Origin of the sequence: Xanthomonas sp. SHU 199, from assembly GCF_000364665.1 — a bacterium.
In the GTDB taxonomy this organism is placed as follows: Bacteria; Pseudomonadota; Gammaproteobacteria; order Xanthomonadales; family Xanthomonadaceae; genus Xanthomonas_A; species Xanthomonas_A sontii.
Genome location: NZ_AQOI01000012.1, coordinates 1 through 10,230 on the forward strand (window position 1 = coordinate 1; position 10,230 = coordinate 10,230).

Below are 10,230 nucleotides of genomic sequence, written 5' to 3' on the forward strand. Positions count from 1 at the left end.
TGACACGCCGCAGGCGCTGGCCCGTGCGCCGGGCGGCCGCTTGTGGTGCCTGCGGCAACCGCTGCGCAGCGAATCGGCCAGCCTGGTGCGCGCGCGCATCGCCGCCGGCGAGGACTGGGCGGCCTTGCTGCCGGCGCCAGTGGCGGCCTATATCCGCGACCATGCTCTGTATGCGTCCGGTGCCGCCGCCGCTGGCTGAATACGCGTCCTGCCGGGGTCGCCTATAATTCGCCCCATTCCATCGAGTTCGCCGCTTTGTCCAGTCAAGCCCACGTCATCAAGACCCAAGTCCCCAATCCGCCGCCGCCGCTGCCGGTCCTGCTCGCCCACGTCCGCGAGGCAGTCGAGGAACTCAAGGCCAAGGACGTGGCGGAAATCGACGTGCGCGGCAAGTCCAGCGTCACCGACTACCTGGTCATCGTCTCCGGCACCTCCACCCGCCACGTCAAGTCGATCGCCGACGAAGTCATCAAGTACGCCAAGCGCCTGGATGTCATGCCGCTGGGCGTGGAAGGCGAGCGCGAGGCCGAGTGGGTACTGGTCGATCTCGGCGACGTAGTGGTGCACGTGATGCTGCCGCGGGTGCGCGAGTTCTATGCGCTGGAGCGGCTGTGGACGGTCGGCGACCAGCCGCCGGGCGACGACGACGACTCGGCACGCGATGCCTAAGAGGCGCAATCCCGCGCGCAGCGTCGGCAGCGAGGCGTTGCCGGTCAGCAAGCGTGTCGGCGCGATCGAATCGACACCCGCGACGCCGGCATGCAAGCGCTTCGACTCCCTGGTCAAGCGTCTGGAGCGCGCCCGTGCGCAGTTGCATGCGTGGCAGGAGGCGCTGCCGCGCTGGGAGCAGCGTTTCCACGAGCAGGTCGATCCCTTGCTGCAGGAGCGCGATGCGGCGCAGGTACAGTTGTTGCGGGAACTGGACGCGGCGCATGCCACCTTCAAGTTGAGCAAGCGCGATCGCGCCGATCTGTCCGGGCTCATTTGCGAGTTGGCTGCGCTGTTGATCCGGGACGGCGACAACGATGGCCTGAAGGACATCTACGACCGGCATAGCCCCCTCGGATTCGACCAGGATCTGGCCGAATCCGAGGCATTGCTGACGTCGGTCATCGGTGAGGAATTCGGCCTGACCGAAGAGGAAATGGCGCATATCCACTCCCCCGAAGCGCTGTATGCGCAGATCCAGGAGCGGCTGCACGCGCAGCAGGCGCATGCGGCCGGGCGCGCCCAGCAGCGCGACAAGCGCCGCCGTGCCGGTGCAGGCAAGGCCGCGCAGGTCGCCGCCGATCCGCAACAGACGCGTCGCGCGCTGTACCGCAATCTGGTCGCAGCATTGCATCCGGACCGCGAGCCCGATCCGCAGCAGCGCGAGCGCAAGACCGCCTTGATGCAGCGGCTCAACCAGGCGTATCAAAACGACGACCTGCTGGCACTGCTGGAACTGCAACTGGAAATCGGCCAGTTGGATCAGGCCGGCATCGCGGCGATGGCCGAGGAGCGCATCCGTGACTACAACGACCTGTTCGCCGCGCAACTGCGGCAGGTCGAGCAGACATTGGCCGGACTGGTCGATGACTTCATGGGGCGTTACGGTCTTCAAGACGAGCGCGCGCCGCAGCCGCAGCGCCTGGATGCGCTGTTGGCGCAGATCAAGCGGCAGGTGCAGGAGGAGATCCGCTCCTGTGCCGACGATCGCGCTGCGGCGCGGCAGGCCGACACGCTGAAGCAATGGTTGAAGCGGGAGCGTGCCCGGCTGGCCGAGCAGGAACTGGACGACGCGATGTACGACGCCCTGCTGCTGGGCGAGCGTTGGTGATGCGCGCCTGCCGCGCGCAGCGATGAAGGCGCGCCTCATCGCCACCGGCGAGCGCGCCCCGGCCTGGGTGGCGCAGGGCTTCGCCGAGTACCGCAAGCGGCTCTCGCACTGGTTGCCGCTGGATCTGGTCGAGATCGAGCCTGGACTGCGCGGCAAGGGCCGCGATGCGCAGCGCGCGATCGAGGACGAAGGCCGCCGGGTCCTGGCGGCGCTGCCGAAGAATGCGCTGGTGGTGGCGCTGGACGTGCCCGGCAAGCAACACAGTTCCGAGCAACTGGCGCAGCGCATGGAGCACTGGCGCGGACAGGGGCGCGATCTGGCGTTCCTGATCGGCGGTCCCGAAGGCCATTCGCCGGAGGTGCTGGCGGTCGCCAGCGAATCCTGGTCGCTGGGGCCGCTGACCCTGCCGCACATGCTGGTGCGGCTGGTGGTGGCCGAGCAGTTGTACCGTGCGGCGGCGATGCTGGCCAATCATCCTTACCATCGCGCCTGATCGCCGGATCGCCGGATCGCGGATCGCCGGATCGCGGATCGCGGATCGCGGATCGCGTGCGCGTGGCGGCAATGCGTGCGTGATGCCGATGCTGGCGCACCGCTCAGACAACAAAAAAGCCCGGGCTTTCGCCCGGGCTTTTCGTTACGGCCTTGCGACGTTCGCGATCAGTTGAATGTGTACTTCGCACCCACCGTGAAGTAGCGGCCGATCGCACCGCTGACGTGCAGCGGATTGTAGTTGACCGCACCGTAGGTGGTCGGATCCAGCGGCGCGATCCGGTCGAACACGTTCTCCACCGACGCGCTCAGCTCGAACGCCTCGGTGATGTTCCAGCGGCCGGACAGATCGAAGGTGGTGAACGAGGCGATCTTCTTGACCGGCGTGCCGTCGGCGTAGAACGCCTGGTACTCGCCACCGCGGCTGTCCTTGTTCTCGATGCTGTCAATGTAGTTCAGCACGCCGCTCACGCTCCAGCTGCCCTGTTTCCAGGTGGTGCCGAAGTTGATGCGGTCCTGCGGGGTGCCGATGCAGTTGGTGACGTCGCAGTTGCCGTGCGTGCCCACGTAGTCGACGGTGCTGCCGCCTTCGGTGCGCTCGAACTTGAGCAGGTGGCTCCACTGCGCGTCCAGTTCCAACTGGCCCGGGCCGATCGCGAAGGTCTGGCGGATGTCTGTGTCGATGCCGCGCACGCGCGAGGAGTTCGCGTTCACGTAGCCGGTATTGACCGCCAGGATGGTGCCGCTATTGGCGACGCCGCCGATGTTGTTGCTGTCGCGCAGCACGTTGCCGGCAAGGATGGCATCGCGGGTGCTGCTTGGGGCGATCTCGTTCGTTCGCTTGATTTCCCAGCCATCCACGGTCAGCGAAGTCGTCGAGGTCGGCTGCAACACGAAGCCCACCGAGTAGCTCTTGGATTCTTCGGGCTTCAGCGCCGGGTTCGGCCGGGTGATGATCGCCACCGAACGCGTGCCGCACTCGCTGGCACTGATCGCACAGCGTACCGGATCGGCCGCATTGGAGAATGCGGCCAGGCCGCCGTTGCCGTTCTCGGCCGGGTTCGGCGCACGGAAGCCTTCGGCGTAGCTCGCGCGCAGCGCGATCCACTCGGCCGGCGTCCACTTCACCCCCAGCTTCGGCGTGGCCTTGCCGTCGCCGCCGTCGTACTTGTCGTAGCGCAGCGCCGCCGACAGTTCCAGTTGCTCCAGCACCGGCGCCGACAACTCGACGTAGCCGGCATACACGTTCTGGGTACCGTCGTAGGCCGAGTAGCCCAGGCCGATGATGTCGCCGATATCGGTGTAGGTCTGCGGGGTCAGGCTGTTGCTGGTCTTGCGCCATTCCGCACCCAGCGCCAGGCCCAATGGGCCGCCCTTGAGGTCGGCCAGGCTGCGCGAGACGGTGAAGTCGAACATGTCCAATGCGGACTTGGCGCGCGCGCTGATGGTCGGCGAGATGTAGTCGTACAATGCCTGCGAGTTGAGGTTGGCGTTGTCGCCGATGCGCCAGGTGCCGGCCGGGCAGGCCGGGTTGCCGAGCACGCAGCGTACCGCGCTGTAACGGAGGAAGCCGGTGCGCTTGCTGCTCAGATCGGTACCCGAGTGCAGGTAGCCGGTGTCGTAGCTCCAGTCGCCCCAGTTGCCCTTCACGCCGACCAGGAAGCGGTTGAACTCGTTGGTGTTGTCTGTGACGCGCGGGCCCACGTCCCAGGCGCTGTAGCGCACGCGCGCGGCGTAGGGCAGCGGGTTGTCCGGATGGCCGGCATAGAGCACGGTGGCGCCGGCACCGCTGTTGGCGTTGACCGGCCCGCCCGGGTAGCCCCAGCCGCCGGACACGTTGGACGGGGTATTGGAAAAGACCGTGTTCTTCTTCGAGTAGCCGATCTCGGTGTAGATCTCGCCGCCCTCGCCGAAGGCGAAGCTGGCGCGGCCGAACACATTGACGTACTTCTCTTCGGGTGACAGGTCGCGGAACTGCTGCACCGGATCCCACAGGCAGCCCTGCGCCTGCGAGGTGGCTTCGGTCTGCCCTGGGATGGTCGTCAGGCCGGCGCAGCCGGGCAGCGCGACCAGTTGTCCGGTGGTGCCGAACACGGAGCCGTTCGGGCCGTTCAGGCTGCCGATGTTGGTGCCGCCGCTGCGGTAGGCGCCGCCGAGGAACTGCGCATCCTGTGCCGCGTAGCCCCAGCGGCGGATGTCGCCGGTGCCGATCCACTTGCGGTCCTCGCGGTCGCCGATCTTGATCGCATCGGTCTTGCCCACGTCGAGGCTGAAGAACGCGTTCCAGCCATCGCTGGAGAGGTCGCCGGTGCCGGCAGTGAGGGTCGCTTTGCGCGCATCGCCATCACCGTCGCCGGAGATGCCGTAGGAGCCGCGCAGGATCGCGCCCTGGAAGTCGCTGCGCAGGATGATGTTGACCACGCCGGCGATGGCGTCGGAGCCGTAGATCGCCGAGGCGCCGTCCTTCAGCACTTCGACCCGCTCGACCGCGTCCAGCGGGATGGTGCTGAGGTCGGTGAAGACCTTCTGGCCGTCGTCGGCCAAGCCGTAGGTGGCCATGCGCCGGCCGTTCAACAGCACCAGGGTGGAGCCGGCGCCCAGGCCGCGCAGCGAGATGCCGGAGCCACCGCCTGCGAAACCTTGGCCGAAGCTCTTCGGCACCGCGCCGGCGCCATTGGCGGTCAGGGTCTGCAGGTACTCGCCCAGCGAGGTCTTGCCGCTGCGGTCGATTTCCTGGCGGCTCACCACCTGCACCGGTGCCGGGGTCTCGGTGTTGGTGCGGGGGATGTTGGAGCCGGTGACGGTGATGCGGTCGAGATTGGTGGCCGCTTCCTGGGCGAAGGCGGCAGGGCCCGCGAGGGTGGCGAGAACGCCGGCGACGGAGGCGCACAACAGGGTACGGCGGGTTGCACGCCGTTGGGTCGAGGTGTTCACAGTTTCTCTCCTAACTGGAAACGCAGGTTGTGACTTTCTGGCGAAAGCGCCGACCTTTTGACGGTCAGCTGGTTTCCATCTAGGTGTATCTGTCGTGAACAACCGGTGAATTTTTGCGTAACGCGCACGGCCGGGCGGTGCCCGGCCGGCGCATTGCAGCCCTCAGCGGTCCATCGAAAAATCGACCGGTACCAGCCCGTACGCCTGCACCGGCGTGCCGTTCTGCAGCGCCGGCTTGAACGCCCAGCGCTTGAGCACCTGGTCGCGGGCGGCCTGGTCCAGCACCCGGTGGCCGCTGCTCTTCTCCACAGTGACCTGCAGCGGTTGCCCGTCGGTGCCGACCAGCACCCGCAGCAGCACGCTGCCCTGCAGGCGATCGCGCAGCGCGTCGCGCGGATACGGCGGCGCCGGCGCGCGCAGGTACTGCAACTGCATGCCGTCCACCGGTGCGCTCACGCTCGCCGGCGGCAGGTTGGGCGCGGCGATGCTGGGCGCGGGGTCGACGTTGGGCGCGCTGTCCAGCACCACCGGGCTGCTGTCGAACAGCGGCGCCGGCGTCGGGGTCGGCACCGGGACTGCGGTCGGCGTGCGCGGCTGCGTCGGCACCTGTTTCTCGACGGTGGGAATGGTCGGCGGCGGTGGCGTGACCTTGACCAGCACCGGTTGCTGCCAGGGCGGCTGCACCTGCGCCGGTTCTGGTGGCGCGGTCACGTGCGAGAGCGGAAGCAGCAGCAACAGGGCGGCCAGCACGTGCAGGGCGATCGCGGTGCTGTAGGCCAGGACCCGGGACAGGTCGATGCGGAAGGACGGGGCGGGGAGTTGCGTGCGAACCATGGATCCACCTCTGCGATAGGAGTGTCGTGGACTGCGGTACCGGAAAACGCACGGGGGCGACGGATGGGGTCATCGCGCCCGTCCGCGTTTCGACAGTGCGCCGGTCGCGGGCATTTTGGCAAGAGGCGGCGGCGATCGAGGCCGGGTGCCGTATTGGCGAGGGGCGCTGCGGCGGACCGAAAACGACGACGGCGCCCGCAGGCGCCGTCGCGAAGGAGGGTGCGGACGGGGCTTACTTGCCCAGCTCGAACACCACATCCAGGTTGACCGAGACACTGCTCTCGCCAGGCGCGACCGGGGTGCTGTCCATCTCCGCCTTCATCGCCATCGCGCGCATCATCGGCATCGGCGGGCGCACGCCGCCGCTGCTGCCTTCGGAGATGCTGACGATGCGCCGCACGTGCAGGCCCAGCGCCTTGGCGTAGGTCTGCGCGCGTGCCTGCGCCTTCTTCAGCGCATCGACCCGGGCCTGGTCGTACAGCGGTTCCGGGTCGTCGATCTCGAAGGTGGGGCCGTTGATCTGGTTGGCGCCCTGCGCGGCCAGCGCGTCGAGCACCTTGCCGAGCTTGGCGATGTCGCGCACCTTGAGGTTCACCGAGTTGTTGGCCTGGTAGCCGATGATCTGCGGCGCCTGGTTCTCGGCGTACTTGTACTGCGGGTTGAGGCTGACCCCGCTGGTCTGCACGTCCTTGTCGGCGATGCCGGCGGCGCGGATCGCGGCCAGTACCTTGGTCATCTGCTCGGCGTTCTGGCGCATCGCCGCGGCGCTGTCGGTGGCCTGGGTGACCACGCCGGCGGAGATGGCGGCGACGTCGGGCGCGCGCTTGGCCTCGGCCTGCGCGGCGATGTTGAGCAGGGTGCCGTCGGCGGGCACGGCGTAGCCGGGCGCGGCGGATTGGGCGTGGGCGGTCATCGTGCCTCCTAGGGCGAGGGACAGGGCCAGCAGCAGCGGGCGGACGGACAATGCGCGCATCGATGTTCTCCTTGTGAAGATTGGGCGAGGGTGTTGCCGCGACGATGAACGCGTCGTGATCTTCGCCGGGGTCGAAGCGATCGTCCCGCAATTAGCGATCGTTCAGTCAGTCCGGTCGGGTTATCCTTCGGCCATGCTGTATCTCGCGTCCCGTTCCCCTCGCAGAAACGAACTGCTGACCCGCCTCGGCGTGCCGTTCCGGATCCTCGACCTCGAGGTGCCGGAAGTGCGCGCGGCCGACGAGTCGGCGCAGGCCTATGTGCGCCGGGTGGCACTGGACAAGGCCCGTGCCGGCTTGGCGCAACTGGCCGACGCCGCCGACGCGGTGGTGCTCGGCGCCGACACCGAGGTGGTGCTGGACGATCGGGTGTTCGGCAAGCCGGCCGACGCCGAGGATGCGGCGGCGATGCTGGCGGCCCTGTCCGGGCGCACCCACCAGGCGATGACCGCGGTGGCGCTGGTCGCCGCCGGCCGCGAAGAGCTGGTGCTGGTGCCGACGGCGGTGACCTTCGCCGCGTTGTCCGCGCGCGACATCGCCGACTACGTGGCCAGCGGCGAGCCGATGGGGCGGGCCGGCGCGTATGCAATCCAGGGCGGCGCCGAGCGTTTCGTCAGCCGTCTCGACGGCAGTTATTCCGGGGTGATGGGCCTGCCCATGCACCAGACCCACCACCTGCTGCGCACCTTCGGAGTGCTGTGATGTCGCAAGAGATCCTGGTCAACGTCACACCACGCGAGACCCGGGTGGCCGTCATCGAGAACGGCATGCTGCAGGAGCTGCACATCGAGCGCGGCTGGCGCCGCGGCGTGGTCGGCAATATCTACAAGGGCCGCGTGCAGCGGGTGATGCCGGGCATGCAGGCGGCCTTCGTCGAGGTCGGGCTGGAGCGCGCGGCGTTCCTGCACGCCAACGACGTGGTGCGGCCGGCGCCGGTCGGCAATGGCGACACCGAGGAGGCGACGCCATTGCCGGTGTCGGCGGCGGTGCCGATCGTGGAACTGCTGCGCGACGGCCAGGACATCGTGGTGCAGGTGGTCAAGGACCCGATCGGCAGCAAGGGCGCACGGCTGACCACGCAGATCAGCATCCCCTCGCGCTATCTCGTGCTGCTGCCGCAGTCGCGGGTGATCGGGGTGTCGGCGCGGATCGAGGACGAGGCCGAACGGCAGCGCCTGAAGACCCTGGTCGCCGACCTGGCCGCCAGCCACGGCGGTTTCGGCTACATCATCCGCACCAATGCCGAGGGCCAGCCGGCCGAGGCCCTGGCCGAGGACATCGCCTACCTGTCGCGGGTCTGGAACGTGGTCGAGCGGCGCGGTCGCGACGGCGCCCCGGCCAGCATCATCTACGAGGACCTGAGCCTGCCGCTGCGCGCGGTGCGCGACCTGATCCGCAAGGACGTGGAGAAGGTCAAGGTGGATTCGCACGAGACCTTCGAACGGCTGCAGGCCTTCGTCGCCAAGTACATGCCGGTGCTGGCCGAGCGCCTGGAGCTGTACACCGGCGACCGTCCGATCTTCGACCTGTACGGGGTCGAGGACGAGATCGCCCGCGCGCTGGACAAGCAGGTGCCGCTGAAGTCCGGCGGCTACCTGGTCATCGACCAGACCGAGGCGATGACCACCATCGACGTCAACACCGGCTCGTTCCTGGGCCAGCGCAACCTCGAGGAGACGGTGTTCCGCACCAACCTGGAGGCGGCGCAGGCGGTGGCGCGGCAGCTGCGCCTGCGCAACCTCGGCGGCATCATCATCATCGACTTCATCGACATGGACGACGCCGAGCACCGCCGGCAGGTGCTGCGCACGCTGGAGAAGGCGCTTTCGCGCGACCATGCCAAGACCACGGTGTACGAGTTCTCGCCGCTGGGCCTGGTGGAGATGACCCGCAAGCGCACCGTGGAGAGCCTGGAGCGGCAGCTGTCCGAACCGTGCCCGGAATGCAGCGGGCGCGGCTCGATCAAGACCGCCGAGACCGTGACCTACGAGATCTTCCGCGAGATCACCCGCGCGGTGCGCCAGTTCGACGCGGCGCGGTTGCTGGTGATCGCCTCGACCAAGGTGGTGGCGCGCATCACCGACGAGGAATCGGCGGCGGTGGCCGAGCTGGAGGAATTCCTCGGCAAGACCATCCGCTTCCAGGCCGACGAACAATACCTGCAGGAGCAGTTCGACGTGGTGTTGTTGTGAGGCCGGGAGTGGGGAATCGGGAATGGGGAATGGGGGAAGAGCGCGCTGTTTGCGCTGACGCATCCCTGGATTCCTCGGCCGAATTTCACACGGCAATGAGCAGTTCGCGCTCTGCTGTTGCGATTCCCCATTCCCGATTCCCCATTCCCCGCACCTGATGCACACCCCGCTGCGCCGCCGCCTGCGCCTGGCTCGCCGTTTCGCGTTCTACGCGGTGGCGATCGGGCTGGTGTGCGTGGCCCTGGCGGTGGGCGCGCTGAGCCAGGCGCTGCCGTTCGTGGAGCGGCATCCGCAGCAGGTGGCGGCGTGGCTGAGCGAGCGCGCCGGGCGGCCGATCCGCTTCGACCGGCTGGAGACGGCCTGGACCCGGCGTGGCCCGCTGTTGCGCCTGGACGGGCTGCGCATCGGTGCCGGCGACGGCGTGCGCATCGGCCAGGCCGAGGTGCTGGTGTCGATGTATGCGGGGCTGCTGCCTGGGCGCTCGTTCACCGAACTGCGCCTGCGCGGCCTGGCGCTGACCCTGCTGCGCGCCGACGACGGCAACTGGAGCGTGCAGGGCCTGCCGACCTCGGGGCAGGGCGGCGATCCGCTGGATGCGCTGGAAGGGCTGGGCGAGTTGCAGGTCATCGATGGACGCCTGCGTGTACACGCCCCGTCGCTGGGCCTGGAAGCGCAGGTACCGAAGATCGACCTGCGGATGCGCGTGAACGGCGAGCGCCTGCAGGTGGGCGTGCACGGCTGGAGCGATCTGCAACAGGCGCCGCTGACCGCGGTGCTGGACCTGGACCGCCGCAGCGGCGACGGCCAGGCCTACCTGGCGGTGCGCCCGGCGGAACTGGCGGGCTGGGCCGGCCTGCTGCATGCGGCCGGCATCGAACTGCAGGGCGGGGTCGGCGACGTCCAGGCCTGGCTGGACCTGCAGCAGCGCCGGGTCGCCGGGGTGACCGTGGACGCCACGCTGCGCGCGCTGCGCCTGCGCGGCGCGCCG

9 protein-coding genes and 1 pseudogene are annotated in these 10,230 nt (G+C 68.6%); 7 read left to right on the forward strand and 3 right to left on the reverse strand.

Translation table 11 applies throughout. From position 1 onward, the window contains the following. From D183_RS23675 to rlmH, 4 genes and pseudogenes are all read left to right on the forward strand, one after another. Positions 1-199, forward strand: a pseudogene (locus tag D183_RS23675) (nicotinate-nucleotide adenylyltransferase); the annotation flags it as partial. 56 nt (positions 200-255) lie between these two features. Continuing rightward, the gene (gene rsfS / locus D183_RS0100645; RefSeq protein WP_017907284.1) at positions 256-669 is read left to right on the forward strand and encodes a ribosome silencing factor; all 414 of its coding nucleotides are present in this window, start codon (positions 256-258) and stop codon (positions 667-669) included. Further along, the gene (locus tag D183_RS0100650; protein WP_026144073.1) at positions 662-1,819 is read left to right on the forward strand and encodes a J domain-containing protein; all 1,158 of its coding nucleotides are present in this window, start codon (positions 662-664) and stop codon (positions 1,817-1,819) included. The genes rsfS and D183_RS0100650 overlap by 8 nt, the downstream gene beginning before the upstream one ends. A gap of 22 nt (positions 1,820-1,841) precedes the next feature. Continuing rightward, a complete protein-coding gene (rlmH, locus tag D183_RS0100655) occupies positions 1,842-2,312 on the forward strand; it encodes a 23S rRNA (pseudouridine(1915)-N(3))-methyltransferase RlmH (protein ID WP_010340439.1) in 471 nt (156 codons plus the stop codon). 167 nt (positions 2,313-2,479) lie between these two features. Here rlmH and D183_RS0100660 read toward each other — a convergent pair whose 3' ends face one another. The 3 genes from D183_RS0100660 to D183_RS0100670 all read right to left on the reverse strand — a co-directional run bounded on the left by D183_RS0100660 (position 2,480) and on the right by D183_RS0100670 (position 7,052). Further along, positions 2,480-5,245 (reverse strand): TonB-dependent receptor, encoded by a 2,766-nt coding sequence (locus D183_RS0100660; protein ID WP_017907286.1) that lies wholly within the window; start codon positions 5,243-5,245, stop codon positions 2,480-2,482. Between the two features lie 162 nt (positions 5,246-5,407). Then, entirely contained in the window at positions 5,408-6,079 is a 672-nt protein-coding gene (locus D183_RS0100665; RefSeq protein ID WP_017907287.1) for an energy transducer TonB, read from the reverse strand. Positions 6,080-6,311: 232 nt separating this feature from the next. Next, the gene (locus D183_RS0100670; protein ID WP_017907288.1) at positions 6,312-7,052 is read right to left on the reverse strand and encodes an SIMPL domain-containing protein; all 741 of its coding nucleotides are present in this window, start codon (positions 7,050-7,052) and stop codon (positions 6,312-6,314) included. A 133-nt stretch (positions 7,053-7,185) separates the two neighbouring features. Between D183_RS0100670 and D183_RS0100675 the strand changes: the two genes are divergently transcribed. The 3 genes from D183_RS0100675 to D183_RS23680 all read left to right on the forward strand — a co-directional run. Next, on the forward strand, positions 7,186-7,752 hold the full coding sequence (locus tag D183_RS0100675; protein ID WP_017907289.1) for a Maf family nucleotide pyrophosphatase: 567 nt from the start codon (positions 7,186-7,188) through the stop codon (positions 7,750-7,752). Further along, positions 7,752-9,242 carry a ribonuclease G gene (gene rng, locus D183_RS0100680; RefSeq protein ID WP_010340444.1) on the forward strand — a complete coding sequence of 497 codons (1,491 nt, stop codon included), beginning with the start codon at positions 7,752-7,754 and terminating at the stop codon, positions 9,240-9,242. Before D183_RS0100675 ends, rng begins: the two co-directional genes overlap by 1 nt. 157 nt (positions 9,243-9,399) lie before the next feature. Then, positions 9,400-10,230, forward strand: an 831-nt coding sequence (locus D183_RS23680; protein ID WP_039725758.1) for a YhdP family protein, incomplete at its 3' end; no start/stop codon positions are given.